Source organism: Streptomyces sp. NBC_01549, assembly GCF_026339955.1.
Classification (GTDB): Bacteria; Actinomycetota; Actinomycetes; order Streptomycetales; family Streptomycetaceae; genus Streptomyces.
Genome location: NZ_JAPEPW010000001.1, coordinates 7,036,723 through 7,061,459, shown reverse-complemented (window position 1 = coordinate 7,061,459; position 24,737 = coordinate 7,036,723). Strand labels below are relative to the sequence as shown.

25 protein-coding genes and 2 pseudogenes are annotated in these 24,737 nt (G+C 70.3%); 11 read left to right on the top strand and 16 right to left on the bottom strand.

Features of this window, described 5'->3' with window-relative positions:
• The first annotated feature begins 25 nt into the window (after positions 1-25).
• Positions 26-607, top strand: coding sequence for a TetR/AcrR family transcriptional regulator (locus OG819_RS31570; protein ID WP_266622012.1), 582 nt, complete (start codon positions 26-28; stop codon positions 605-607).
• A 99-nt stretch (positions 608-706) separates the two neighbouring features.
• On the opposite strand, the gene OG819_RS31565 is transcribed toward OG819_RS31570, so the two are convergent.
• Positions 707-901, bottom strand: a complete 195-nt coding sequence (locus OG819_RS31565; protein WP_266590917.1) for a ferredoxin — start codon at positions 899-901, stop codon at positions 707-709.
• A gap of 19 nt (positions 902-920) precedes the next feature.
• Positions 921-2,108 (bottom strand): cytochrome P450, encoded by a 1,188-nt coding sequence (locus tag OG819_RS31560; RefSeq protein ID WP_266622014.1) that lies wholly within the window; start codon positions 2,106-2,108, stop codon positions 921-923.
• Positions 2,109-2,514: 406 nt separating this feature from the next.
• Here OG819_RS31560 and OG819_RS31555 point away from each other — a divergent pair, with 406 nt between their 5' ends.
• The 3 genes from OG819_RS31555 to OG819_RS31545 all read left to right on the top strand — a co-directional run bounded on the left by OG819_RS31555 (position 2,515) and on the right by OG819_RS31545 (position 4,275).
• Positions 2,515-3,147, top strand: coding sequence for a LysE family transporter (locus tag OG819_RS31555; RefSeq protein WP_266651953.1), 633 nt, complete (start codon positions 2,515-2,517; stop codon positions 3,145-3,147).
• 121 nt (positions 3,148-3,268) lie between these two features.
• Entirely contained in the window at positions 3,269-3,712 is a 444-nt protein-coding gene (locus OG819_RS31550) for a nitroreductase family deazaflavin-dependent oxidoreductase (protein ID WP_266622016.1), read from the top strand.
• A 245-nt stretch (positions 3,713-3,957) separates the two neighbouring features.
• Positions 3,958-4,275, top strand: coding sequence for a DUF4235 domain-containing protein (locus OG819_RS31545; RefSeq protein WP_266622017.1), 318 nt, complete (start codon positions 3,958-3,960; stop codon positions 4,273-4,275).
• A 43-nt stretch (positions 4,276-4,318) separates the two neighbouring features.
• Here the strand turns inward: OG819_RS31545 and OG819_RS31540 are convergent, their stop codons facing one another.
• The 3 genes from OG819_RS31540 to OG819_RS31530 form a co-directional block, all read right to left on the bottom strand.
• Positions 4,319-4,711 carry a VOC family protein gene (locus OG819_RS31540; RefSeq protein ID WP_266622019.1) on the bottom strand — a complete coding sequence of 131 codons (393 nt, stop codon included), beginning with the start codon at positions 4,709-4,711 and terminating at the stop codon, positions 4,319-4,321.
• Positions 4,712-4,805: 94 nt separating this feature from the next.
• Positions 4,806-5,267: a pyridoxamine 5'-phosphate oxidase family protein gene (locus tag OG819_RS31535; protein WP_266622021.1), complete on the bottom strand. Its 462-nt coding sequence runs from the start codon at positions 5,265-5,267 to the stop codon at positions 4,806-4,808.
• Positions 5,268-5,289: 22 nt separating this feature from the next.
• A complete protein-coding gene (locus OG819_RS31530; protein WP_266634082.1) occupies positions 5,290-6,051 on the bottom strand; it encodes a TetR/AcrR family transcriptional regulator in 762 nt (253 codons plus the stop codon).
• Between the two features lie 170 nt (positions 6,052-6,221).
• Here OG819_RS31530 and OG819_RS31525 point away from each other — a divergent pair.
• The 4 genes and pseudogenes from OG819_RS31525 (at position 6,222) to OG819_RS31510 (ending at position 10,418) form a co-directional block, all read left to right on the top strand.
• Positions 6,222-7,697: pseudogene (locus OG819_RS31525) on the top strand (APC family permease).
• A 12-nt stretch (positions 7,698-7,709) separates the two neighbouring features.
• The gene (locus OG819_RS31520) at positions 7,710-9,368 is read left to right on the top strand and encodes an amidohydrolase (RefSeq protein ID WP_266651951.1); all 1,659 of its coding nucleotides are present in this window, start codon (positions 7,710-7,712) and stop codon (positions 9,366-9,368) included.
• A gap of 136 nt (positions 9,369-9,504) precedes the next feature.
• Positions 9,505-9,867 (top strand): DUF1304 domain-containing protein, encoded by a 363-nt coding sequence (locus OG819_RS31515; RefSeq protein WP_101403984.1) that lies wholly within the window; start codon positions 9,505-9,507, stop codon positions 9,865-9,867.
• Positions 9,864-10,418, top strand: coding sequence for a TetR/AcrR family transcriptional regulator (locus tag OG819_RS31510; protein ID WP_266651949.1), 555 nt, complete (start codon positions 9,864-9,866; stop codon positions 10,416-10,418). Before OG819_RS31515 ends, OG819_RS31510 begins: the two co-directional genes overlap by 4 nt.
• 4 nt (positions 10,419-10,422) lie before the next feature.
• Here OG819_RS31510 and OG819_RS31505 read toward each other — a convergent pair whose 3' ends face one another.
• The gene (locus OG819_RS31505; protein ID WP_266622027.1) at positions 10,423-11,277 is read right to left on the bottom strand and encodes a hypothetical protein; all 855 of its coding nucleotides are present in this window, start codon (positions 11,275-11,277) and stop codon (positions 10,423-10,425) included.
• A gap of 136 nt (positions 11,278-11,413) precedes the next feature.
• A complete protein-coding gene (locus OG819_RS31500; RefSeq protein ID WP_266622029.1) occupies positions 11,414-12,361 on the bottom strand; it encodes a GlxA family transcriptional regulator in 948 nt (315 codons plus the stop codon).
• 69 nt (positions 12,362-12,430) lie between these two features.
• On the opposite strand from OG819_RS31500, the gene OG819_RS31495 reads away from it, so the two are divergent.
• The gene (locus tag OG819_RS31495; protein ID WP_266622032.1) at positions 12,431-13,381 is read left to right on the top strand and encodes an NADP-dependent oxidoreductase; all 951 of its coding nucleotides are present in this window, start codon (positions 12,431-12,433) and stop codon (positions 13,379-13,381) included.
• A 21-nt stretch (positions 13,382-13,402) separates the two neighbouring features.
• On the opposite strand, the pseudogene OG819_RS31490 reads toward OG819_RS31495, so the two are convergent.
• A pseudogene (locus OG819_RS31490) lies at positions 13,403-13,966 on the bottom strand (zinc-binding dehydrogenase); the annotation flags it as partial.
• A gap of 168 nt (positions 13,967-14,134) precedes the next feature.
• On the opposite strand from OG819_RS31490, the gene OG819_RS31485 reads away from it, so the two are divergent.
• Positions 14,135-14,572: a MarR family winged helix-turn-helix transcriptional regulator gene (locus OG819_RS31485; protein WP_266418010.1), complete on the top strand. Its 438-nt coding sequence runs from the start codon at positions 14,135-14,137 to the stop codon at positions 14,570-14,572.
• 164 nt (positions 14,573-14,736) lie between these two features.
• Entirely contained in the window at positions 14,737-15,117 is a 381-nt protein-coding gene (locus OG819_RS31480; RefSeq protein WP_266418008.1) for an anti-sigma factor antagonist, read from the top strand.
• 233 nt (positions 15,118-15,350) lie between these two features.
• Here the strand turns inward: OG819_RS31480 and OG819_RS31475 are convergent, their stop codons facing one another.
• The 8 genes from OG819_RS31475 to OG819_RS31440 form a co-directional block, all read right to left on the bottom strand.
• Positions 15,351-16,580, bottom strand: coding sequence for a family 16 glycosylhydrolase (locus tag OG819_RS31475; protein ID WP_266651947.1), 1,230 nt, complete (start codon positions 16,578-16,580; stop codon positions 15,351-15,353).
• Between the two features lie 275 nt (positions 16,581-16,855).
• A complete protein-coding gene (locus OG819_RS31470) occupies positions 16,856-17,809 on the bottom strand; it encodes a ribose-phosphate pyrophosphokinase (protein WP_266418006.1) in 954 nt (317 codons plus the stop codon).
• 230 nt (positions 17,810-18,039) lie between these two features.
• Positions 18,040-19,251 (bottom strand): hypothetical protein, encoded by a 1,212-nt coding sequence (locus OG819_RS31465; protein WP_266651945.1) that lies wholly within the window; start codon positions 19,249-19,251, stop codon positions 18,040-18,042.
• A complete protein-coding gene (locus OG819_RS31460; RefSeq protein WP_266622039.1) occupies positions 19,245-20,486 on the bottom strand; it encodes a glucarate dehydratase family protein in 1,242 nt (413 codons plus the stop codon). Before OG819_RS31460 ends, OG819_RS31465 begins: the two co-directional genes overlap by 7 nt.
• Entirely contained in the window at positions 20,483-21,382 is a 900-nt protein-coding gene (locus tag OG819_RS31455) for a 5-dehydro-4-deoxyglucarate dehydratase (protein WP_266651943.1), read from the bottom strand. The genes OG819_RS31460 and OG819_RS31455 overlap by 4 nt, the downstream gene beginning before the upstream one ends.
• 64 nt (positions 21,383-21,446) lie before the next feature.
• Positions 21,447-22,253 carry a carbohydrate ABC transporter permease gene (locus OG819_RS31450; protein ID WP_266634084.1) on the bottom strand — a complete coding sequence of 269 codons (807 nt, stop codon included), beginning with the start codon at positions 22,251-22,253 and terminating at the stop codon, positions 21,447-21,449.
• A gap of 137 nt (positions 22,254-22,390) precedes the next feature.
• Positions 22,391-23,344: a sugar ABC transporter permease gene (locus OG819_RS31445; protein ID WP_323138092.1), complete on the bottom strand. Its 954-nt coding sequence runs from the start codon at positions 23,342-23,344 to the stop codon at positions 22,391-22,393.
• A complete protein-coding gene (locus tag OG819_RS31440) occupies positions 23,341-24,672 on the bottom strand; it encodes a sugar ABC transporter substrate-binding protein (protein WP_266651941.1) in 1,332 nt (443 codons plus the stop codon). Before OG819_RS31440 ends, OG819_RS31445 begins: the two co-directional genes overlap by 4 nt.
• Positions 24,673-24,737: the final 65 nt, after the last annotated feature.

The following is a 24,737-nucleotide window of genomic DNA, read 5'->3' as shown; positions in this document are numbered from 1 at the left end:
GTTCTCGCGTCAAGGAGCAGCCCGTATGGACACCGAAGCCGCCCGCGAACAGGCCCTGGCCGCCGCCCGGGAACAGGCGTTGGACGCCGCGGAGGAGCTGTTCTACGCCCGCGGCATCCAAACCGTCGGCATGGACGACATCCGCGGCGCCTCGGGGGTCTCCCTCAAGCGGCTCTACCAGCTGTTCCCGGCGAAGGAACTACTGGTCGAGGCGTATCTGAAGCGGCGCGACGTACGCTGGCGGCAGCGGCTGGCGGAGCACGTCGACGGATACGAGGAGCCCGAGCAGCGGATCCTGGCGGTGTTCGAATGGCTGGGCCGATGGTTCGCCGAGCCCGACTTCCGCGGGTGCGCCTGGATCAACTCTTACGGCGAACTCGGCGCGACCTCGCCGCGCGTGGTCACCCAAGTCCTCGCCCACAAGGGGGCGTTCAAGGCCTACCTGGGAGGTCTCTCGAGCGCCGCGGGACTTCCCGACGCCGTCACCGACCAGCTGTTCCTGCTGGCCGAGGGTGCCATGGTCACCGCGGGCATCACACGCGGCACGGAGCCTGCCGAGCAGGCGCGCGGGGCGGCACGGGTGCTCATCGAGGCCCAGCGGCCATAGGGTGACCGCTCGGCGGGGACAGCCGACGCGAGCCGGTGCCGTCCCCGCCGAGCGTCCTCGGCGTCCTTCGTAGGGTCCTCGACGCCTGTCGGGCGGTCCTCAGCTCTCGGAGACGGTGATGGCGCCCACCGGGCAGGCCCGCGCGGCCTCCCGGACCAATGGGTCGCCGCCGCCGTCCTCACGGCCGGGCAACAGCGCGCTGAAGCCGTCGTCGTCCTGGGTGAAGACGTCCGGCGCGGTCAGCGCGCACTGTCCCGCGCCGATGCAGACGTCCTTGTCGATCGCGATCTCGATACTCATGGCCGCCAGCCTCTTACCAGGTCACGGGGAGTTCCAGCATCCCCTGGATCGTGTCTCCCGCTTTGAAGGGGATCTCCTCCGCCGGCGCGGCCAGACGCAGTCCCGGCAACCGGTCGAAGAGCGACAGCAGGGCGATCTCCATCTCGGCGCGGGCGAGGTTCTGGCCGAGGCACTGGTGGATGCCGAAGCCGAACGCGACGTGATGACGGGCCGACCGGTGCCAGTCCAGGGCGTCCGGCTCGGGGAAGGTTCCCGCGTCACGGTTGATGACGGAGGTCGAGAAGACCACGCCCTCGTCGGCGCGGATCGTCGCCCCGGCCACCTCGATGTCCTCGGTGGCCACCCGCAGCAGCCCGTCGGCGATGGACAGGAAGCGCAGCAGTTCCTCCACGGCGGCGGGCATGAGCGTCGGCTCGGCGCGCAGTTCCGCCAGCTGCTCGGGGTGGTGCAGCAGGGTGAACGTACCGAGCGAGATCATGTTCGCGGTCGTCTCGTGCCCGGCGACCAGCAGGATCGTCGCGAGGCTGATCAGTTCCTCGCGGTCCATCGTCCCCTCGCGCAGCTGTTCGTGGATGAGCTCGTCGAGGAGCCCGTCCCCCGGGTCCTTCTGCTTGCGGTCGATCAGCGCCCCGAAGTAGGCCTCCAGCTGGTCGCGCGCGTCCTGGGTGTCCGCGGCGGTCGGGCCGCGCAGCAGCCTGCGGGACTGCTCCTCGAAGAAGTCGTGGTCGCCGTACGGAACGCCGAGCAGCGCGCAGATCACCATCGAGGGCACCGGCAGCGCGAAGGCGCTGACCAGCTCGGTGGGCGGGCCCTGCCGCTCCATGGCGTCGAGCAGTCGGTCGACGGTCTCCTGGATGCGCGGGCGCAGGGCCGCGGTCCGTTTCAGGGTGAAGCTCGGAACGAGCATGCGGCGCTGGGTGTGGTGGGCGGGATCGTCGAGCCCGAGCAGCGCGACCCGGCGGTTGCGGGACTGGGCGAACCGCTCCGTGGGCATCGGGAACTCCGGGCGGGTGCGGTCGGAGGAGAGCCGGGGATCGGTGAGCAGTTCACGCGCGGTGCTGTGCGCGGTGACGACCCACACGTTGCGCCCGTCGAACAGGGAGACACGCGACAGGGGGCGCGCCTCGCGCAGGGCGTCGTAGGCGGTGGGCGGGTGATAAGGACACGTACGGTCCTGGGGGAAGGCAACGGGTTCTGTCATGAGTGACCTCGCAAGCGATGGTTCCCTCTTGCCGATCTTCATTAGATGCCCCAGGCACCTATAGGAGCCACCCGAAGTCCGGCCAGATGCCCCGAACGGACCAACTGGCCGAACGCCGTCGCCGATCGGGGCGGCCGACGGGCTCCCACGGGCCTCGGTCGCCGCCCGGGTGCCGTGCCTACGGTGCGCGTGTGGCTCGATCCAACCACTTCCTCCACGGTACACACCCGCCTTCCGTGGCTCGGTGACGTCCTCGCGTAATTCGCTTGCACGGGCGGCTCGACGGGCGCCAGGATCTGCGCATGCCCACGATCGAAGCCCTCCTGCCGCCGACCTCCGCCGCCGCTCGTCCGGTGCGGGTCCAGCAGCAGCCCGGCCGTCCGCGGAGGCCCTCACCTCCCCGGTCGTGACCGCCGCGCTCGTCGCGGGGCTTCTCGCGGGCTATGGCATCGCCATCCCCGTCGGAGCGGTCGCGACCTATCTCGTCTCCCTCACCGCGCGTACGTCCCTGAAAACCGGCGGGTGCGCCGCGCTGGGCGTCGCGACCGCCGACGGGCTGTATGCCCTGGTCGCCGCCCTCGGGGGCGCCGCGCTCGCCGCCGCGCTGGAACCCGTGCTCGTGCCGTTGCGCTGGGCCTCCGGTCTGGTGCTGCTCGCGCTGGCCGTACGGGGCGCGGTCGGCGCGGTGAGCCAGTACCGCGAACAGCTACTCGCGACCCGGTCCGTACGGGACCCGGTACACCCGGCGCGGGCGTACCTGACCCTGCTCGGGATCACCCTCCTCAACCCCACCACCGTGATCTACTTCGCCGCACTGGTGCTCGGCAGCCGGACGGCCGAGGCGGTGCGCCCCCTGGAGCAGGCGGTGTTCGTGCTCGCCGCGTTCGTCGCGTCCGCGAGCTGGCAACTCCTGCTCGCCGGCGGCGGCGCACTGCTCGGCCGGGCGCTGACGGGACGACGGGGGCGGCTGGTCACGGCGCTCGCGTCGAGTGCCGTGATCATGGCGCTGGCGGTACGGATGCTCGTCGCCCCGCGATGAGTGCGAGACCCTCGCCGACACCGCGGGCACCCGCGGGGTGAAGGTACGGATGATTCGCGTCCGCGCTGGTGTTGAATCATGCCCAGACAGGATCAGTACCAACAACGATGGGACGGAAGTCATGCCTCTTGAGGGTGAGTACGAGCCCAGCCCGACTCAGTGGGTGCGCGACCAGGTGGAGTTGTACGAGGGCTCCGGCGGCACCAAGGGGACCACGCTGCTGGACACGGGACTGCCGGTCATCATTCTCACGACCCGGGGTGCCAAGAGCGGCAAGATCCGCAAGACCCCGCTGATGCGGGTCGAGCACGACGGACGCTACGCGGTGGTCGCCTCGCAGGGCGGCGCCCCCAATCACCCGGTCTGGTACTTCAACGTGCAGTCCGATCCGCATGTGGAGCTCCAGGACGGCCCCGGACGCCAGGACATGACGGCACGTGAGGTCACGGGCGAGGAGAAGGCGCAGTGGTGGGAGCGCGCGGTCGCCGCGTACCCCCCGTACGCCGACTACCAGAAGAAGACCGACCGCGAGATCCCCGTCTTCGTGCTGGAACCGACGGGCTGAAATTCCTTGGAAATCGGCGTGCATGATCCGTCGCACGCCGGGCACCCGTGCCTCAGGCCCCGCCGCGCTCCCCCGTCGCGGCGGGGCTTTCCGCTGCCGCCACGACCTGACCGGTGACCATGTGCACCACCATGCCGGCGCCGGTTTCCCCGGCGTGCCCGCCTCACACTTCGGCGTAGGCCCACGCCCTCTACCCGCCGTCCGGATTCGATGACACCGTCGGCTCGACCGAGTAGGAGGCCCAGGTGTCCAAGAAGGTGTCGAAGAAGCCGAAGAAACTCAAACTGCCCCTCGCCTACAAGCCCCTCGGCTTCGCGCTGGGCTGGGCGAGCGGCACCCTGGCCGGGATCGCCTTCCGGGCGACGTGGAAGGCGATCCGCCACGAGGAGGACGCCCCTGACGCCCTGGACAGGGACCGTGGCTGGGGCGAGGTGCTGCTCGCCGCGGCCCTCCAGGGCGCCTTGTTCGCGGTGGCGCGCAGCGCCGCGGACCGTACGGGCGCGAAGGCCGTCGAACGCTCGACGGGGGTCTGGCCGTCCTCGGACAAAGGCGGCCGGGACTGAGGACCGGCGACCAGCGCGGGACGGGCCTGGCGCGGGCCTGCGGTCAGCCCTGTTTCGGTGTGGTCGGCGGCAGGAGGCGCAGGGTGAAGGAGTGCCCGGACGGGTCGGCGTAGCCGCGTTCCTCGAACGGGCTCGCCGGGTCGTTGGTCTCGATCGGGCGCCCGCCGAGGCCGACGATCCGGCGTTCCACCTCGTCCAGGTCCGCCACCTGGAAGTCCAGATGCACCTGGAGGGACTTCTCGGGACGTGGCCAACTGGGCGGCGTCGCCATCACATCGCGGCGGAACGCCATCCTGATGCCGTCGGCGCCCCTGATCTCCACGCGGTTCGCGGTCGTGTCCGTCTCCTCGGCGTCGATCAGCTCCCTGTAGAAGGCGGCGAGCTTCTCGGGCTCGGCGCAGTCCAGCACCACGACGCCTGCCGTGACCAGTGCCATGTGTCCTCCGTACGGGTTCCGGGCGCGGGCGACGGCCGCCGCCCGCCGTGTTCGTGTTCCCGGTTACCCCGTAGGGCGAATTCAGTCCGCCACTTCAGTCCGTCACGAGCCACTCCCCGTCGCGCATGAGGTCGCGCCCGGTGAGTTCGTCGGCCTCGCGCCAGGCCTGCACACGCCGCGGGGTGATACGGAAGTAGAGGTACGCCGTGGTGAGTCCGCGCGGGTCGAAGCCGGTCTTCTCGGCGAAGGCCTCGCCGACCCCGTCCGGCAGCGCGGCGGGTTCCAGCGCCTCGGCGGATCCCTCGACGAGCACCACGTCACGGGTCGGGCCGATACCCAGGCGTACCTTGCCGGTCGCGCGCAGGTTGCGGCCGGTCGGACTGGCGGCCGGGGTGGCGAGCAGCAGGGCCGTGCCGTCCCAGAGGAAGGACAGCGGGATCAGGTACGGCGCTTCCCCGGCGCCGTCGGCCGTGGACACCCAGCAGTCGACGTCGTTCTCCAGTCGGTGGAGGGTGTCGTGCTTGCGTTGCTTCGGGGAGCGGGCGGGCGGGTTCATGGGCGGGCGGTCTCCTGATCTGCTACTCGGGTGTGGGAGAGATCGGCTCTTCTGCTCGGGCGTGCGCAGGACCGGCGTGATCGGCGACCTCTTCGAGGCAGGCCGCCGCCGCGGTCAGCAGCATGTCCAGGGCCACCGGATAGGCGCTGCGGCGCATGTCCATCAGCAGATGGCGGGCGGTCGCCGCGATGTGCGGGTGTGTGTCGGCGGGCAGCCGGGCGTATGTCGCCCGCCACACGCCCGCCTCCGCGTCGCGCGCGGCGCGCGGAAGCGCCAGGCTCGCCGCGTCGAGGGCCGCGAAGGCCAGCGACTGGTCCACGAAGGCGTGGTAGATCCGCACCGCCTCCGCGTCCGGGAAACCGGCTCCGCGCAGCACGCCGAGGATGGTCTCGACGGCCTCGATCTCGTGGACCCGGCCGGTGACGCGGTAGGAACTGAGCACCGCGGCCTGTGGATGCGACAGCGCCCCGGCGTGCATCCGCAGGCCGAGGTCCCGCAGGTCGGCGCGCCAGTCCCCGGCGGGGCGCCAAGTGCGCAGGGTGCGGCCGATCAGTTCGTCGGCGATGGCGAGGAGCAGGTCGTCGGTGTCGCGGAAGTACCGGTACAGGGCGGTCGGGTCGGCGCCGAGGGCGAGGCCGAGGCGGCGGACGGTGAGGGCGTCGGCGCCGTGCTCCTTGAGCAGCCGCAGCGCGGTCTCGACGATCAGCTCCTCGGAGAGCACGACTCCGGTCTTGGTGGGGCGCCTGCGCCGCCGTGCGGCGGGCGGGACGACCCGGTCGTTCATGGACGTCATGGACTCTCCCTCCGATGCCGTACGGGATCTGCCTCCGGTGCGGGCACCTTATGTCAACGGCGTTGACCTGTTAAGGCCCCGGGCAGTTTCATTTCCGGTCATCGGGCCGGAATCAGGCCCCCGGGTGCGATCGGAGCAGGCCATGACGCAGCAGCCCCACGGTGAGGACCCCCCCGTCCCTGCGCAAGACGCTCGGCGTCGTGGACGGCGTCGCCATCGCCGCCTCCAGCACGGCGGCGACCACCAGCATCGGCATCGGGCTGGGTGTGACGGCCGGTGTGGTCGGACTGCATCTGCCCGCCATCATGCTGCTGGCCTTCCTGCCGATCCTCGGGATCGCCGGCGCCTACAGCCGGCTGAACCGGGTCGAGCCGAACGCGGGCAACGGCTATGTGTGAGTGGGCCGTTCGCTCACCCCCTGGCTCGGTTTCCTGGTCGGCTGGGTGAACATCGTGGCCACGGTGGCGTTCCTCGCGTACACCACGGCCGTGACCGGCTCCGCGATGCTCCAACTGGCCGGTGAGGCCGGGCTGCACAGGGTGGCGGGGCTGGTGCTGGACCCGGGTTCCACCGCCCAGACGACCGCGGTGGGCATCGTGGTCCTCGTCGCCGTGACCCTCACCGCGGTCACCGGGGTCAAGACCGCGGCCCGGCTGCAGAGCGGGCTGCTCGTCTTCGAGTACGTCGTACTGCTGGGCTTCTGCGGCTACGGCATCGTCACCGGTCCGCACCCATTCCGGCTGAGCTGGTTCGACCCGTTCGCGATTCCCTCGGTGTCGGCGCTGGCGCAGGGGCTGCTGCTGTCGGTGTTCTGCTACTGGGGCTTCGAGGCGGCGTTCACCGTGAACGAGGAGGTGCGCGACCCGCGCGACGCCTCGCGGGCCGGGCTCATCACGCTGGTCACCATGCTCGGGCTGTTCCTCCTGGGCTCGGTCGCGTTCCAACGTGTCTTGTCCGAGCAGGAGTTGGCCGGGCACGGCGCACAGGGACTGGCGTTCTTCGGCGACCGGCTCGCCTCCCAGCCGCTGGCCGCGCTGCCCCTGGTGGCCCTGATGTTCTCGGCCGTCGCCTCACTGCAGGCCGGGGTGATCCCGACCGCTCGCGGGATGTTCGCGATGAGCCGGGACCGTACGCTCGGACCGGTGTGGTCCAAGGTCAGCGCCCGGTACGGGACTCCGGCGACCGGGACGCTGCTGATCGGCGCGCTGGCGACGGCCGTGGCCGCCCTTGCCCTGGTGATCCCCCGGCTCGCCGACATGATCATGGCGACGGTGAACGCGGTCGGGATCGTCGTCGCCCTGTCCTACGCGCTCACCGCCCTCGCGGCCGCCGCGCGCTTCCGGGGCCTGCTGCGGGAGGACTGGCGGCAGGGGGTACGGGCGGTGGTCCTGCCCTCCTTGAGCGCCGCGGCCCTGCTCGGGCTCGGCGGCTATCTCGCCTGGTCCTTCTACACCTCCACCGACCATTTCGAAGTCAGCGCGGACAACGGCTGGTTCCTGCTGCTCACCCCCGCCCTGATGATCGCCTCCGTTTTCCTGGCCGCCGCGTGGGCGAAGTGGGTCCGCAAGTCCCCCTACTTCCGTACGGGACACGGCACCGACGCCGACGCGCCCCACCTGCTGGCCACATCCAACTAAGGAAAGAAGCACATGCACGCCGATCTCCTCTTCACCGGCGGCCCGGTCCTCACCCCCGAGGTCCACGAGGCTCCCGGAGGTCCCGCGGGCCGCGGCGCGACAGTCGTCGCCGTCACCGGCGACCGGATCACCGCCGTCGGAAACTCCGAGGTACACGACCTGATCGGCCCGAGGACGGAGGTGGTCGACCTGGCGGGACGGCTGCTCCTGCCGGGCTTCCAGGACGCCCACGTCCACCCGGTCCCGGCGGGGCTGGAGCTCAGTCAGTGCGACCTCACGGGGGCGAGGACCGCCGAGGAGACTCTCGCCACCGTGCGGGCCTACGCCGACGCGCATCCGGAACGGGAGTGGATCACGGGCGGCGGCTGGTCCATGGAGGCCTTCGCGGGCGGCACACCGACCAAGGAGCTGCTGGACGCGGTCGTACCGGACCGTCCGGTATACCTGCCGAACAGGGACCACCACGGGGCCTGGGTCAACAGCCGCGCCCTGGAGCTCGCGGGCGTCACCCGGGACACGCCCGACCCGGCCGACGGTCGGTTCGAGCGGGACCCCTCGGGTGAGCCGAACGGGATGCTCCAGGAAGGGGCCATGCAGTACGTGGGGCGGCACACTCCGCGGGCCACCGCGGCGGACCGGCTCGCCGCGCTGTTGCACGCCCAGCGGGAGCTGCACGCGCTCGGGATCACCGCCTGGCAGGACGCGCTGGTCGGCGCGTTCGTGGGGATGGACGACCCGTCGGACGCCTATCTGACGGCGGCCCGCGACGGTTCGCTGACCGCACGTGTCGTCGGCGCGCTGTGGTGGGACCGGGAGCGCGGGGTCGAGCAGATACCCGAACTCGTCGAACGGCGGGCCGCGTTGAGTCACGGCCGGTTCCGCGCCGGCAGCGTCAAGCTGATGCTGGACGGCGTCGCCGAGAACGGCACCGCCGCGCTGCTGGACCCCTATCTCGACCGGTGCGGCTGTGCCACCGCCAATCGAGGGAAGAGCTTCATCGACCCGACCCAACTTCCCTCTTACGTGACCGAGTTGGACGCCATCGGCTTCCAGTGTCACTTCCACGCCCTGGGCGACCGGGCGGTACGCGACGCCCTGGACGCCGTGGAGGCGGCGAGGAGGGCCAATGGGCGAAGCGACACGCGTCCGCACCTCGCCCATCTCCAGGTGGTGCACCCCGACGACGTACCCCGCTTCGCGCGTCTCGGCGCCACGGCCAACATCCAGCCCCTGTGGGCCACGCACGAACCGCAGATGGACGAGCTGACCCTGCCCTTCCTCGGGCCCGAACGGGCCGCATGGCAGTACCCGTTCGGGGCGCTGCTGCGGTCCGGCGCGAGGCTCGCCGCCGGCAGCGACTGGCCGGTCAGCAGCGCCGACCCGCTCCAGGGCATCCATGTCGCGGTCAACCGGGTGGCCCCGGAAGGGACCGGGCCGGTGTTCCTGCCCGCCGAGCGCATCGATCTGACGGCCGCCCTCGTGGCGTACACGGCGGGATCGGCGTACGCCAACCACCTCGACGACACCGGGCGCGTACGGGCTGGGGCACTGGCCGATCTCGTGGTGCTGGACCGCGACCCGTACGCCGGTCCGCCGGAGGAGATCGCGTCCGCGAAGGTCGCCCTGACCTATGTCGGGGGCGAGCGCGTCCACGCGGCATCCGGGGCCTGAGACCACCGGCCCCCCTCCGGACCAGGACGGTAACGCGGGACTTCCTGGACAGTCGTCCAGCTATAGTGGACACCTGTCCAGGAAACATCCGTCCACACACGCCGTGGACAACCGCGTACGAGGGAGCTTGCTGACGATGGAGACGGTCGCGAACGTGCTGGTGGGCCTGGTGGCCGCGCTGCACGCGTACATCCTCGTGATGGAGATGTTCCTGTGGGAGAAGAAGCCGGGGCGCGGCCTGCACGGCTTCGACCCGGAGATGGCGCGGGCGACCGCGCCCATGGCCGCCAACCAGGGGCTCTACAACGGGTTTCTCGCGGCGGGCCTGGTGTGGGGGCTGATCGCCGCAGATCCGACCGGGTTCCGCGTCCAGGTGTTCTTCCTGGTGTGCGTCGTGGTCGCCGGGGTGTACGGGGCGGTCACCGCCAACCGTCGCATCCTCTTCGCGCAGGCCCTGCCCGGCGCGCTCGCCCTGGCCGCCGTCCTGCTCGCGCGGTGACACCGGAGGACCCGCGGGCCGCCCGCACCCGCGAGAAGCTACGCCGGGCGCTCCTCGCGGAGTGCGCCGAGCGCCCGCTGGAGGAGGTCGGCGTCGCCGCGCTGGTGCGGCGGGCAGGGGTCGGCCGGGCCACCTTCTACGTGCACTACGCCGACCTGGAGGCGCTGGCCGTCGACGCCTGCGCCGACGTCGTACGGGAGGCCGTGGAGGCGCTGCACGCGTGGCGCGGGCGGCCCGACCCGGTGTCCGCACCGCCCGCCCTGCTCGCGTTCTTCGCCGACCTCGCCCCGCACGCCGGCCTCTACCGCGCGCTGCTCAGCCCGGGCGGGGGCGGACCGCTCGGGCACGTCCTGCACCGCGACCTGCGCGCCCGCAGCCTGGCCGAGCGCACCCTCGCGGGCGCCGCGGACGCCCCCCTGTTGGCCTCCGCCGTCGCCGCCACGTTCGCGGGGGTCCTCGCCGACTGGCTGCACGGACTGCTTCAGGGCACGCCGGAGGAAGTCGCCGACCAGGTCTGGCAGTTGCTGGTCGCCCTGCACATGAGCCGCTGAGGTCTTACTTGCAGGCCGCCCACTCCTTCGTGGCGGGCCACGCTTCCACCCCGTGGTTCGTGCGTACGTACGCCATGGCCTTGTCGTCCGTCAGCCAGAGTGCCCAGTCGCGGAAGCGGTATCCGGTGTCGTGCGCGACGGCGGGCATACCGACGTCTTCCTTGTACGCGGCGGTGAGCAGGTGGCTCCCGAGCGCCCCGCGCGGATCGCGGGCGTACTGTCTGGCGTCCTTGCCCTCGCCCGACGTGAGGAAGTGGACGCTCTCCCAGTCGCAGTGCTCCGGCCCCGTCGAGCTGCTCAGCGTCGTGGTGGGCACGCGACGGCCCTCCCGATCGGTCCAGATCTCGAACCTGGTGTCCGTGAAACTCGCGGGGAGTTCGGCCGGATCGCAGGAGGCGTTGGTCTCCGGGCCCCAACCGGGGCGGTGCGGCTGGTCCTTGGCGACGACGACGGCGACCTTGGTTCTGCCGTCGACGTCGTACGAGAACAACACACGATCCTTCTCCCTTCGCTCCACCCGGTAGCCATGGTCGGGCAGTTCGGGCAGGTCCATGTCGAAGTAGGCGTTCAGGCCCTCCTCCGGTGTCGAGCCGCCGTCACTCTCGGCCCATCCGTCGCCCCCGCCGCCCGAGTAGATCTCGCCGTCGCACTCCAGCGCCCGCCCGGCCGCTCCCGAGCTCTCCTCGGCCTCGTGCGCGCTACCGTCGGCGCTCTCCTCGAACGGCAGGTCCAGCCGCCCGGCGTACGGCGTGGCGGGAGGTGTACCGGTGACGACGAGGTCCTCGCGCACCCCCTCGTCGTCGCACCCCACCGCTACCAGACCCACCAGCGCCACCGCCGCCACGATCCCTCTGCGCATCCCCGCCCCCTGTTCGACACACGCTCCTTGTCCCTCCTCCGACGCACGAGGGACCGTGATCGTTCGTACGAGGGACGGTGATCGTTCGTACGAGGGACGGTGATCGTTCGTACGAGGGACGGTCATCGGCCGTCGCTCAGCGAGTCGCTTGGAACGTACGCCGGTAGGCCCCCGGGGAGACACCGATCGCCGCGTGCAGGTGCTGGCGGAGCGAGGTACCCGTCGCGAAGCCCACCTCGCCCGCGATCTGGTCCACCGGGAGGTCACTGGCCTCCAGCAGATGGCGGGCCCGGGCGACGCGCTGCTGGATGAGCCAGCGGCCGGGGCTCGTGCCCACTTCGTCGTTGAAACGGCGGGCGAAGGTGCGCAGGCTCATCCGGGCGTGCCCGGCGAGATCGGCCAGGGTCAGCGGGTCACCCAGTCGGGCCAGCGCCCACGCGCGGGTCGCCGCCGTGCTGGTCGCCGTGGCGTCGGGAACGGGCTGCTCGATGTACTGGGCCTGACCGCCATCGCGCCAGGGCGGCACCACACAGCGCCGGGCCACCTTGTTGGCCAGCTCGCTGCCATGGTCGCCCCGCAGGATGTGCAGACAGACGTCGACGCCGGAGGCGGCACCGGCGGAGGTGAGGATCGTGCCGTCGTCCACGAAGAGCACGTCCGCGTCCAGGGACACCTGCGGGAACAGGCGCCGGAACTCGTCGGCCAGCTGCCAGTGCGTGGTCGCCCGCCGCCCGTCCAGAAGACCGGCCGCCGCCAGTACGAACGCACCCGTGCAGATGGAGACGATGCGGGTGCCCGGGCGGATGAGCGCGAGCGCGGCGGTGACCTCGGCGGGGAGCTCCGCGGTCACGGCGGCCGGGTCCATGGCGGGGATCACCACCGTGTCCGCCGTGCCCAGCACCTCGGGGCCGTGCTCGACGGTGACCGAGAAGTCCGCGTTGCAGCGCACCGGTCGGCCGTCGACGGTGCAGGTCAGCACCTCGTACCGGCCGTCCGCCGCACCGAAGATCCGGCTCGGCATGCCCAGCTCGAAGGGATAGACACCGTCCAGCGCCAGGACGACCACTCGCTCCACTTTCCTCATGGCAGGATCTTATCGAAGGTTGGCAAACTTGCCATTTCACGGAGCGCGCCGACCCGGCACGCTGGGTTCATGAGCACTTCGAACACGATGCGCGCGATCAGTCAGGACGTCCTCGGCGGGACCGAGGTCCTCAAGGAAGTGGAGAAGGAACGGCCGACGCCCGGGCCGAGCGAGGTACTGGTGCGGGTGCGGGCCGCCGGGGTCAACCCGACCGACTGGAAGCACCGGGCGACCGGCGGGTTCCTGGGACAGCCGCCCTTCGTCCTGGGCTGGGACGTCTCCGGCGTGGTGGAGGCCGTCGGGGTCGGCGTCACCCTGTACGAGCCCGGCGACGAGGTCTTCGGCATGCTGCCCTACCCGTTCGGGCACGGCTCGCACGCCGAGTACGTGACCGCGCCCACCCGCTCCTTCGCGCCCAAGCCGGCCGGGATCGACCACACGGAGGCGGGCGCCCTGCCGTTGGTCTCCCTGACCGCCTGGCAGGCGCTGGTCGACACGGCCGATGTGCGGCCGGGGCAGCGGGTACTGATCCACGCGGCGGCCGGCGGCGTCGGACATGTGGCCGTACAGATCGCCAAGGCACGGGGCGCGTACGTGATCGGCACGGCGAGCGCGGGCAAGCACGAGTTCCTGCGCGGCCTCGGCGCCGACGAGCTGATCGACTACCGGGAGACCGACTTCACCGAGGCGGTACGGGACGTCGACGTCGTCCTGGACACGATCGGCGGGGAGAACACCTTCCGTTCCCTGCGGGTGCTGCGCGAGGGCGGGATCGTGGTGTCGATCCTGCCCATGGGGTCGGAGGAGCTCTACAAGGAAGCCGCGGGGCTCGGTGTGCGGGCGGCGCGGATGCTGGTGGAGGCCGACCACGCGGGCATGCGGGCTGTCGCGGACCTCGTCGACGCGGGCAAGCTCCGCGCGACGATCGCCGGGACGTTCCCGCTGGCCGATGCCGCCGAGGCGCACGCGCTCGGCGACACCGGCCGGACCACGGGGAAGCTGGTGCTCACGGTCGACTAGAGGGCAAGTACGGGCTGTCGCCTAGAAGGTCAGTACGGGCTTGATCGTCTTTCCCGCCTTCATGTCCCGCACCGCCTGCTCGATGTCCGCGAAGGGATAGTGGCCGATCAGGCGGTGCAGCGGGAGCCGCCCCTCCTTCACCAGCTGGACCAGCGCGGGGATGAAGGTCTGGGTCTCGCTGTCCCCCAGGGTGAGGCCGACGATCCGCTTCCCGGGGATCAACCCGTTGACGTCCAGGGCGACTTCGGTGCCGAAGGGCGGGGCACCGACCACGACCAGGGTGCCGCGCGCGGCGAGCGCGTCGGCGCCCTGGCGCAGTACGGCGACACTGCCGGTCGTCTCGACGACACCGTCGGCTCCGTGACCGTCCGTCAGCAGCGCGACGGCTTCGCCCGGATCGACCTCGCCCGCGTCGACCGTGTGCGTCGCACCCAACTCCTTCGCCAGGGTGAGGCGTTCGGCGACCCGGTCGACGGCGATGATCCTCGTGGCGGGGGTCAGAGCCGCGGCCATCACCGCGGACAGGCCGACGGCTCCGGCGCCGAGCACGACGAGGGTGTCGCCGAGCCTCGGCTTCAGCACGTTCCCCCACTCCTCAGCCTTGATGCCTGCATGACGTGATTGCCGTCATTGACGTAACTGCCGTGACACGTGATCTCGACCATTGATCGCCAAGATTTCAACCAACAGGATTCCTGTTGGTTCGCAGTCTCATTACGGACAGGTTTCCTGTCAATGCCTTAGGCTGAACCCATGGTCGGCACCCAGGTAACGAAGGCACCTCCGTCCCTGCTCTACATGGTCAAGCAGGTAGAGCTCGTCGTACGCTCCCACCTCGACGAGCTGGTGAAGCCGGCGGGGATCACCGCACTGCAGTACACCTCGCTCACCGTGCTGGAACGACACGACGGCCTCTCGGCGGCACAGCTCGCCCGGGACTCCTTCGTGACCGCGCAGTCGATGGCCGACCTGGTGCGCTCACTGGAGAACCGCGGACTGATCCGCCGCGAGCGCAATCCGCACAACCGGCGCGAGCTGCTGATCCTGCTCACCGACGAGGGGCGCGAGCTGCTGGCACGGTTCACCGACGCGGTGCGCGAGCTGGAGGAACGCATGGTCCGCGACCTCACCGCGCACCAGACGGACCAGTTCCGCCAGGCGCTGTCCAAGGCGTGGCACGCACTGTCGTGACCCGCGCGGCCGATTCGGGAGACAACTCGCCGCCCAAATCGCATACATATGTCAATCGAACATGCTGAAATTCACTCCATCGAGGGTAACTTGCAGAGCAGGGAACGGTTTTGCGGGCCCTGCCACCAGGAGTGGGCCAGCAGCCGGTTGGAGGCGATGTCGCCGTGACGCACGACCCCGCACCGCCCACCCGGCATCTACGCGTCCGCCGGGAACGGGGTCACACGGTGCTGGAGTTCCGCGGGGAGATCGACATCGTCGCGGCGCTGGAGATCACGCCGCACCTGGACGCCCTGACGGGGCACCCGGAGCCGCAGATCGTGATCGACCTGCGGCCCGTCGACTTCTTCGACTGCTCCGGGCTGCGCCTGCTGTACCGCGCCAGAAGCCGCGTTCTCGACCGGGGCGGCCGGCTGCACCTGGTCTGCACCCGGCCACTGACACTGCGCGTCCTCAAGGTGACCGGCCTGGCCCGACTCCTGCCGCCCTCGGCATCGCTGGACGCGGCGCTGGGACAGCCGGAGGCCACGTCGGGCACGTTATGACTCCCGACCGACCTGCCGCCCTCCCGCCGCCCTCCCCCGGATGGCGAACCTCAGGCCTTCCTCCGTGGCGATGGGCTGGATGAGCCGCACGCTGCGACGGGGACGTCTGCCGCGAGTCGGGGCCAGGCATGCGAAGGCCTCCAGGACGGCAATCCTGGAGGCTTCGCCGGCGCCGATGAGGCACCGCCCGTTTCCTGCGGCCTGCCCCGCCGGACAGACTCAGGGCCTGCGGCTCAGCCGACCGTCCACTTCTGGGCGGCGGTGCCGTTGCAGGTATAGATCTGCAGCCGGGTGCCGTTGGCCGAGTTGGCGCCCGTCACGTCCAGGCACTTGTTCGCCTGCGGGTTCACGATGTCGTTCGCCGAGGAGACGACCCACTTCTGGTTCGCTCCGCCCCCACAGTCCCACAACTGGACCGTCGAACCGTCCGCCGTCCCGTTGTCGGTGATGTCGAGGCACTTGCCGAGCGCGCGGATCGTCCCGTCCGAGCCGACCGTCCACTGCTGGGCGGCGCTGCCATTGCAGTCGTAGAGCTGTACGGGCGTGCCGTTGGCGGAGTTCGCCGCGGCGACGTCCACGCACTTCCCGGCGAGCCCCTTGATCGCGACGCCGGCGGCCGTGTCACCGGTGGTCACCGACACCGAGTCCACCACCAGTTGCTGCGGGAAGGCGGTGGAGCTGTTCGGGTCGCCCGGCCAGTCGCCACCCACCGCCAGGTTCAGGATCAGGAAGAACGGCTTGTTGAACACCCAGGTGTTCCCGCCCAGATCGGCGGGTGTGCGCCGCTGGTAGACGGTCCCGTCCACCGACCAGGTGATCGAGTCGGGGGCCCAGTCCACGGCGAAGGTGTGGAAGGCGTCGGCGAAGGTCTGGCCGTTGGGCAGGGAGTAGGCCGCGCCTATGCCGCCCGAGCCGGAGTAGCCCGGGCCGTGGATCGTGCCGTGGATCGTGGAGGGCTCGTAGCCGACGTTCTCCATGACGTCGATCTCGCCCGAGGCCGGCCAGTTGACCGGTGTGCCGAGCATCCAGAACGCGGGCCACATGCCCTGCCCGCGCGGGATCTTCATCCGGGCCTCGACGTGCCCGTACTGCGCGGAGAACTTCCCGGACGTGTTCAGACGGGCCGACGTGTACTGGCAAGTGCCGTACCAACACTGGTAGTTGGACGGGTTCTCCTTGCGGGCCGTGATGACCAGATGACCCTGACCGTCCAGGGCCGCGTTTTTATTGCCCGAGGTGTAGTACTGCCGCTCGTGGTTGTTGACGTTGTCGCCGGTCTCGATCTGCCACTTCGAGGAGTCGACGGCCGATCCGGCGGCCCCGTCGAAGGTGTCGGAGAACGTCACGGCTGCGGCCCCGGCACTCGGGGCGTCCGCCTTTGCCGGGCCGATCGCGGCGGTCGCGACCAGCATGGCTGAGAGGGCGGCGAAGAGACATCTGCGGAGCGCTCGTGGCGAGACCACGGCTCTCCCTTCCGACGCACGCGTGCGCCGAGCGAGGTGGGGGGTGAGTGCGCGCCCCTTGATTTAAGGAGTGAGGTAAGGGGGCGTCAATACCCAGTAGAGACCGGGAGTTGGAAACACGGGAGGCGTCATGCCGCATTCGACGTCACCGATGTCCGCTAGCGGCAATCCCTTTGAGGCATACCTCCGCAATTCACCGACAACGGGCGTGGCTTTCGTGTCGCGGAAACCGTGTGCGGACCCGAACGCCGGGTCAGGCCTCCATGGAGAACTGTTTATTCACTCGGGGGCGCGTCGAACAGGGCGCTGACGGACTCACCGTTGTGAATGCGCCGAACGGCCTCGGCGAGCGCCGGGGCGATGGACAGGATCCGCAGCTTCTCGGTGTGCTCCTCGTCCGGCACCGGCACGGTGTTGGTGCACACGATCTCCAGGACGTCCTCCTGCTCGCTGAGCCGCTTGAGCGCGCCCGCCGCGAACAGTCCGTGGGTGCAGGCGACCCGGATGGAGCGAGGGCCCAACTCACGCAGCCGCTCAAGGAGTTCGAGGACCGTGCTGCCCTTGGCGATCTCGTCGTCGAGGACGATGACATCGCGCCCGGTGATCTCACCGATGACCGAGCTGATGCTGACCCGGTCGTCGGCGAACCGCTGCTTGGCACCGGCGGCGACCTGGGCGCCGATCAGCCGTGCGAAGGCGGCGGCCTCCTTGGCGTTTCCCAGGTCCGGCGACACCACGGTCGTACGTGACAGATCGTGGCCGCGGAAGTGCGCGGCGAGCTCCCGCAGGGCGTGCAGATGGTCGACCGGCACCGAGAAGAACCCGTGGACCTGCGGGGAGTGCAGTGTCATCGCCAGTACCCGGCTGGCTCCGGCCGCCACCAGCAGGTCGGCGACCAGCCGTCCGCCCATGGAGATCCGCGGCATGTCCTTCTTGTCTGAACGCGCGTACGAATAGTGGGGCATGACCACGGTGATCCGACCGGCCGAGGCACCGCGCGCCGCGTCGCACATCATCAGCAGTTCGACGAGGTGCTCCTGTACGGGGGTGACCAGCGGCTGCACGAGGAACACATCGCGCTCGCGACAGTTGGCCTGGAGCTGGACCTCCAGGCAGTCGTTGGCGAACCGGCTGACCCGGGTCGGGCTGAGGGGCACACCGAGATGGGCGCAGACCTCTGCCGCCAGCTCGGGATGGGCACTACCGCTGAACACGGCGATGTCACGCACGACCGCTCCTCGCAAGATCGATCCGGGTGCGCCGCCGGTCGGCATGATCGACCCGGGATGCGTGCTTCATGCTACTGGGCCCGGGCCGGGTACTCCCACCGGAGGAAACTCGGTCCGTCCGGCGTTCGTGGGCACTGATGGCGTCGTACTCGGCGACCGACAGGGTGGGGCCCCGACTTCAACGCCATCGACCCGGACAAGGGCACCACCGCCGTCACCGCGCAGTACGACTACGTGCACGACGACGGTGACGGCATCCTCGATTCCGCCGCCGCGTGGCCGGGGTCGCGCGGTGCGGCCCGGACCGCGCTCAGCGCCTCACCCACGGCGGTCAAGCGGGCCCGCGACGCCAGGCCCGCATGGTAAAGGTGCAGCTCGTCCGCGCCGGCGTCGAGGCAGGCGGCCCATTCGTCGGCCAGGGCCCGCGCGTCCCCGGGCCTGGGGGGCAGGACGGGAAGATAGGCCCCGAGCCGCGCGGTAGGCCCGGCGAGGTCCCGCAGCGCGGCAAGGTTGGCCACACCCTGCCGGGCGCCGGTCCACGCGGAGGCGACCAGCACGTCGAGCTCCGGGTCCGGGCCGGTGTCGGCGACCAGGGTGGCGAAGGGCCCGGTGGCCCAGGGATCGGCGCTCGCGTGCAGCGCGACCGTGACCGTCGGACGCGAGGCGCGGGCGTCGAGCACGGCACGTCGCAGGTCGGCCGCCAGCCGGGTGCGTACCCGGGCGACCGCCGCCATGGTCTGCGCGTCCACGGCGGCACTCGCCCCGCCGTCCACGGCTGCCCTGACCTGGTCACGCAGCCGGTTGGCGTCGAGTCCCGCGTCCCGGTAGCGGCCCAGGCAGGCCACGCAGAAGCACAGTGACAGGAGCCGGTCGCGGGCGGCGTCCCAGTCGGCGCCGTCGGTCTTCTCATGGTGGCCGCCGTGGCCGAGGCCCAGGGGGCCGCACGCCTCGAGCACCAGACCGTCGGGGCGCCCCTGGTCGAGGATCTCGCCGACCAGGGTGGCGCAGTACTCCCGCACCTGGGCCGACGCCGGACACAGCGCGTACGGATAGCGGTCGCCGAAGGCGTTGTGCACAGACAGCTCGGGGTGGGCGCGGCCCAGCCGGGTGTTGTGGGTGAGCACCGTCCACGCGTGTACGGGGAGGCCGACGGCGCGCAGAGCGTCCCGGGCGGCGGTGAACGAGTCGTCCCGTGTCATCCAGCCCGGTGTGCCGGGGACCAGCCGGGCCCCTGCCCAGACCTTCTCGCGCACCGGAAGGTAGAGCGCGGCGTGGTGGGCGTCGACCATGCGGTGCCGCGGGTGGAAGGGCGTGGCGGCCCGTACCGAGTGGTACGCGGCCGCCAGCGCCACGGAGTCCACGCCCAGGGCCGCCACGCGCTCGGCGGCGGCGGGGTCGCCCACCACGTCCCACGGGTAGAGGTAGGCGGTCGCGGTCACCATCGCGGCAGCTCGGCCACGAAGTCCGGGTTCACCCGCCGCATGTACCCGGTGTCGTCCCGGCGCCGCAGCCCGCAGGTGAGGTAGTTCTCGTGCAGCCTGCCGAGCACGTCCTGGTCGAGTTCGACGCCGAGCCCGGGACCGGTGGGCACCCGGAGGCTGCCTTCGGTGAACTCCAGTACGCCCGGCACCACCACGTCGTCCTGCGCACTCCACGGGTAGTGGGTGTCGCACGCGTACGTCAGGTTGGGCGTGGCCGCGGCGAGGTGGGTCATGGCCGCGAGGCTGATGCCCAGATGCGAGTTGGAGTGCATCGACATGCCCAGGCCGAAGGTCTCGCAGATGGTCCCGAGGTGCCGGGTTCTGGTGAGGCCGCCCCAGTAGTGGTGGTCGCCCAGGATCACCTGGACCGCGCCCTGTGCCACGGCGGGCGGGATCTGGTTGAAGGCGACCACGCACATGTTGGTGGCCAGCGGCATCGGGGCCTTGGCCGCGACCTCCGCCATGGCGGGGATGCCCCGGACCGGGTCCTCCAGGTACTCGACGACGCCGTCGAGCTCCTCGGCGACCTGCAGCGAGGTCTCCACGGTCCAGGCGACGTTGGGGTCCAGCCGCAGCGGATGGTCCGGGAAGGCCTCCCGCAGTGCGCGGATGGCCGCGATCTCCTGGTCAGGCGGGAAGACGCCGCCCTTGAGCTTGATGGACTCGAAGCCGTAGCGGTCGATCATCCGGCGGGCCTGGTCGACCACACCCTGCGGGTCGAGGGCCGCGCCCCACTCGTCGGGCTCGGCGCCGGGGTGTCCGGCCCACTTGTAGAAGAGGTAGGCACTGAACGGGACGGCCTCGCGGACCGCCCCGCCGAGCAGGTCGCTCACCGGGCGGCCGGCCAGCTTGCCCTGGACGTCCAGGCAGGCCACCTCGACGGCGGAGTGCACCCGGCCGAGGTCGAAGGAGCTGATGCTGCCCCCGGTGTAGTCGAACAGCTCGGCGGCCTTGATGTACAGCTCGCCCAGGGCGTACACGCTGGTGCCGGCCAGATGCGGGCGCAGGGCGGCCAGCCGCTCCAGGTGGACGGCGTCACCGAAGCTCTCGCCGAGTCCGATCACGCCGTCCTCGGTGACCAGCTGGATGACGGAGCGCAGCGCCCAGGGTTCGTGCACGCCGTCAGCATTGAGCAGCGGGGGGTCACGAAAGGCGATCGGGGTGACCACCAGGTCCTTGATACGCACGTCGCTCACACCAGTACCTTTCCAGCGGTGATGATCTGCCGCAGCTGCTCCACATGCTCGGGGGCCGGGTCGACCAGCGGCGGACGGACTCCGCCGACCTCCAGGCCGCCGAGCCGCACGGCGGCCTTCACCAAGGAGACCGCGTACCCCGGCGCCTTGTGACGCAGTTCGACCAGCGGCTGGAAGAACCCGGAGAGCAGCCGGTCCACGGTGGCGGTGTCGCCCTCGCTGACCGCGCGGTGGAAGGCGAGCGAGATCTCGGGGGCGAAGCAGAACACGGCGGAGGACCAGAGGTCCACTCCCACGGCCCGGTAGGCGGGCACGGTCATCTCGGCGGTGGGCATGCCGTTGAAGAACTGGAAGTCCTTGCCGACGGCGGCGCGCACGGTGAGCACGATCCGCTGCATCAGGTCGAGGTCGCCGGTGCCGTCCTTGAAGCCGACGACGTTGGGGAGCGCGGCGATCCGGGCAGCGGCTTCGGGGGTGAAGACGGCGTTCCCCCGCTGATAGACGATCACGGGCAGCGAGCTCTCGGCGGCGATCTCCTCGACGTACCGCACCAGACCGTCGACCGGGAACTTCACCAGATACGGGGGCAGCAGCAGCACCCCGTCCGCGCCGGCTCGTTCGGCGGCGCGGACGTACTCCTTGGCCAGCGGCAGCGGTCCGCCGGCGCCCGCGAAGACCGGCACCCGGCCGTCGGTGACCTGGACAGCGGTGCGTACGACCTGCTCGGCCTCCAGCGGCTCCAGGGCGTGGAATTCACCGGTGCCGCAGGCGGCGAAGACTCCGCCGGGGCCGGCGTCCAGCCCCTGCTTGATGTGCGTGGTCAGAGCCGCCTCGTCCACCGCCCCGTCCGCGGCAAAGGGGGTGACGGGGAAGAACAGGACTCCTGCGAGTCGCATGCGGGGCCTTTCAACTGAGGTGAGAAGTGAGGAAGCGCGGTGCGGGCAGTGCGGAGGAAGGGCATCAGCCCTTGAGCGCTCCAGCGGTCATGCCACTGATCAGCGACTTCTGGAGCAGCAGATAGACCACCAGGCTCGGCACCAGGGCGAGCAGGGCGCCGGCCAGGACGAGGCCGGGGCCGGTGGTGTCGCTGCGGAGGGTCGACAGGGCGACCGACAGTGGGTAGTCCGACGGGTCGTTGGCGACGATCAGCGGCAGCAGGTACTGGTCCCAGATCATGATGAAGCCGAAGACGGTGATCACACCGAGTGCCGGGCGGCACAGCGGCAGGATGATCTGTGCGAAGATCCGCATCTCGCCCGCGCCGTCGATCCGGGCGGCCTCCTCCAGTTCGATCGGGAGCTCCCGCATGAACTCGGTCATCACGAAGATGGAGAAGCCCCAGGCCCCGAGCGGCAGGATCATGCCGACCAGGGTGCCCTTGAGGCTGATGTGCAGCACCGGGATGTCGCCGATGATCAGCGACAGCGGGATGGCGATGACCTCCTCCGGGAGCATCATCGTGATCAGGAACAGCATGGAGATGATCGCGCGTCCCCGGAACCGCTTGCGGGCGAGGGCGTAGGCGGCGAAGACGCTGACCGACACCTGGAGCAGCAGTCCGCCGCCCGCGATGACCAGCGAGTTGCCGAGGTAGTGCCAGACGCCGCGCTCTCCCGCGAGCGTGAAGTTGGAGAGGGTGGGCGAGTTGGGGATGAGCGACAGCTTGGTGGGGTCCGGGTTCTTGTCGAAGGCCCCGGAGAACAGCACGATCAGCGGTCCGGCGAAGAGCAGCAACGCGACCAGGCTGAGCACGCCGCGCAGCGCCATGCTGACGATGTGGTTGCTTCCGGTACGCCAGCCGAGTGCGGTCTCCACGCCCTGCGAGACCCCGACACCCTTTCTGCGGCCGCCGGATCGTGCGGCTGTCGCGGGCTGCTTGGTGCCGGTCCGCTTGTCGAGAGCGGTCACAGCTGTGCCTCCTTCCGGCGCTGGTACCACTGGATCGACGCCGTCAGGGCCACCGTGACCAGGAACAGCACGGTGGCGGCGGCGGAGGCCACGCCGATCTCGTTACGGTTGAACCCGAGGTCGTAGACCCGGGTCATCCACACGTCGGTGGATCCGGCGGGCCCGCCGCCGGTGAGGACGTACACCTCGGTGAACGTGCGGAAGCTCCGGATCGCCGCGAGCGTCAGCAGGATCGCTATGGCGGGGCGCAGCGCGGGGAGGGTGACGTAGCGCAGGCGCTGCCAGGTGGTGGCGCCGTCCAGCGCGGCTGCCTCGTAGAGTCCGCGGTCCACCTGGGTGAGACCGGCGAGCACGATCACCATGTTGTACGGACCGCCGCTCCAGATACTGACGGCCATGACCGACCAGATGGCGCTGCCCGTGGTGTCGAGGAAGTGCAGGGGACCGATGCCCAGGAAGCTGAGCACGGTGTTCACGAAGCCGTCGCCGGTCGGGTAGTAGAGCAGCCGCCAGATCTCGCCGACCACGGCGGTGGCCGTGATGACGGGGAGGAAGACCGCGGTGCGCAGGAACCACAGCGACCGCGCGGTGCCCTCCAGCAGCAGGGCGAGCAGGAATCCGACGATCACCGAGCCGATGGTGCCGCCGACGGCGAGCAGCAGGGTGTGGCCGAGGGCGGCGCGGAACCGATCGTCGCTGAACACGACGCGGTAGTTGTCGAGTCCGACCCACAGGTTGCCGAGGAAGGGGCGCACCTCATAGAGACTGAGGCGGACCCCGTCGAACATGGGCAGGTACTTGAAGACGGTGAAGAGCAGCAGTGCGGGGGCGATGAACAGCCACGGGACCAGGCCCGCGCCAAGGCGGCGGCCCCGGGGGGTCCGCCGCTCCGGCGCGGGCGCGACGGCGGGTTGCGCCGTCGCGCCCGGGTGCCCCTGGGTCAGGGTCACTTGGCTGCCCCTTGGGACTTCAGCTCTTGCTGCAGGGTGCTGTTGAGCGTGGTCATCGCACCCTTGACGTCGGTGCCGCAGTTCGCGAACAGCTTGTTGAGCGCGTCAGCGGTGTCCTGCCGGATCGGCTGGTAGTTGATCGCGGACGGGAACGGCTTGGAGCTGTTGTTGTAGGCGTCCTCGAACGGCTTCCAGCGGTCGTCCTTGTACACCGCGCTGTTGTCGACCGTCTTGTTGACGGAGAGCCGGACGACGGGCGCGTCGGGGGCGGTCATGCCGATCTTCTGCGCCTCGGGCGAGATGAGGAACGCGGCCAGCTTCTTCTGCTGGTCGGTCTTCTTGGAACCGGCCATCAGGTAGACGTTCTCGCCCTCGGCGAGCACGGTGTTGCCCGCGGGGCCCTTGGGGACGGGAATGACCTCGTACTTGTCCTTGCCCGGCGTCGCGTCGAAGCGCGGGAACTGGTAGGGGCCGGTGAGGACGATGCCGACCTTGCCCTGGTCGAAGAAGGGGTAGGAGTCACCGGTGGTCATGGTGAGGGCGCCGGGCTGTACGACCTTGCTGTGGCAGTACATGTCCTCGACGTACTTCACTCCGGTGACGGTGGCGTCGGAGTCGGCCTTGGCCTCGTACTTGCCGTCGTTGGTCGGGGCGACGAACTCGCCGCCGGCCTGGAACACGAAGTTGGAGGTCCACCAGCCGAGGTAGCCGTTGGTGGTGGAGCCCGGGGAGAGGATGCCGTAGGTGTCGGCCTTGCCGTCGCCGTCAGGGTCCTTGGTGGTGAACGCCTTGGCGACGTCGAGCAGTTCGGCCCAGGTGGTGGGGGCCTTCTTGCCGACCTTGGCCAGCCAGTCCTTGCGGATGTACATGCCCTGCGCCTGTGCGGAGAAGGGGATGCCGTAGTACTTGCCATCGATGCCCTTGGCGCCGTCCCAGGACTTCTCGGTGAGGTCGGAACCGCCGGTGATCGAGCTCTTGTCGACCTCCTGCAGCAGGCCCTGGGACTCGTAGTTCCCGAGGCTGCCCATGTCGTTGACGGTGACGTCCGGCAGGTTCTTGCTGGCCGCCCGCTGCTGGAGCAGCTTGTCGAAGTCGACGACGGGCTTGTAGTCGACCTTGATGCCGGTCTTCTTGGTGAAGGCGGCGAAGATCTTCGTGTAGGCCTTCGCGTCCACCGCGTCACTGCGGGTCCACACCTCAAGAGCGCCCGAGGAACTGGCGCTGCCGCCGCCGCCGCCGCTGCTGGAGCAGCCGGTCAAGAGGCAGCCGGCGACCGCCACCGAGGCCAGGGCCATGAACTGTGCGGGGCGGGCTGAGCGTCTAAACATGTCCACCATCGGTTCAGATAGATGAATTCTGGTTACATACTCAAAACACTATCCGGACAGTAGAA

Excerpts from the sequence above, each read along its gene's own strand:
- OG819_RS31450 (WP_266634084.1), bottom strand. The coding sequence starts at position 22,253 with ATGGCGCTGCGCGGCGTGCTCAGCCTGGTCGCGTTGCTGCTCTTCGCC.
- OG819_RS31570 (WP_266622012.1), top strand. The coding sequence starts at position 26 with ATGGACACCGAAGCCGCCCGCGAACAGGCCCTGGCCGCCGCCCGGGAA.
- OG819_RS31440 (WP_266651941.1), bottom strand. The coding sequence starts at position 24,672 with ATGTTTAGACGCTCAGCCCGCCCCGCACAGTTCATGGCCCTGGCCTCG.
- OG819_RS31560 (WP_266622014.1), bottom strand. The coding sequence starts at position 2,108 with ATGACAGAACCCGTTGCCTTCCCCCAGGACCGTACGTGTCCTTATCAC.
- OG819_RS31505 (WP_266622027.1), bottom strand. The coding sequence starts at position 11,277 with ATGCGCAGAGGGATCGTGGCGGCGGTGGCGCTGGTGGGTCTGGTAGCG.
- OG819_RS31550 (WP_266622016.1), top strand. The coding sequence starts at position 3,269 with ATGCCTCTTGAGGGTGAGTACGAGCCCAGCCCGACTCAGTGGGTGCGC.
- OG819_RS31465 (WP_266651945.1), bottom strand. The coding sequence starts at position 19,251 with ATGGTGACCGCGACCGCCTACCTCTACCCGTGGGACGTGGTGGGCGAC.
- OG819_RS31515 (WP_101403984.1), top strand. The coding sequence starts at position 9,505 with ATGGAGACGGTCGCGAACGTGCTGGTGGGCCTGGTGGCCGCGCTGCAC.
- OG819_RS31535 (WP_266622021.1), bottom strand. The coding sequence starts at position 5,267 with ATGAACCCGCCCGCCCGCTCCCCGAAGCAACGCAAGCACGACACCCTC.
- OG819_RS31500 (WP_266622029.1), bottom strand. The coding sequence starts at position 12,361 with ATGAGGAAAGTGGAGCGAGTGGTCGTCCTGGCGCTGGACGGTGTCTAT.
- OG819_RS31485 (WP_266418010.1), top strand. The coding sequence starts at position 14,135 with ATGGTCGGCACCCAGGTAACGAAGGCACCTCCGTCCCTGCTCTACATG.
- OG819_RS31495 (WP_266622032.1), top strand. The coding sequence starts at position 12,431 with ATGAGCACTTCGAACACGATGCGCGCGATCAGTCAGGACGTCCTCGGC.
- OG819_RS31520 (WP_266651951.1), top strand. The coding sequence starts at position 7,710 with ATGCACGCCGATCTCCTCTTCACCGGCGGCCCGGTCCTCACCCCCGAG.
- OG819_RS31455 (WP_266651943.1), bottom strand. The coding sequence starts at position 21,382 with ATGCGACTCGCAGGAGTCCTGTTCTTCCCCGTCACCCCCTTTGCCGCG.
- OG819_RS31540 (WP_266622019.1), bottom strand. The coding sequence starts at position 4,711 with ATGGCACTGGTCACGGCAGGCGTCGTGGTGCTGGACTGCGCCGAGCCC.
- OG819_RS31530 (WP_266634082.1), bottom strand. The coding sequence starts at position 6,051 with ATGAACGACCGGGTCGTCCCGCCCGCCGCACGGCGGCGCAGGCGCCCC.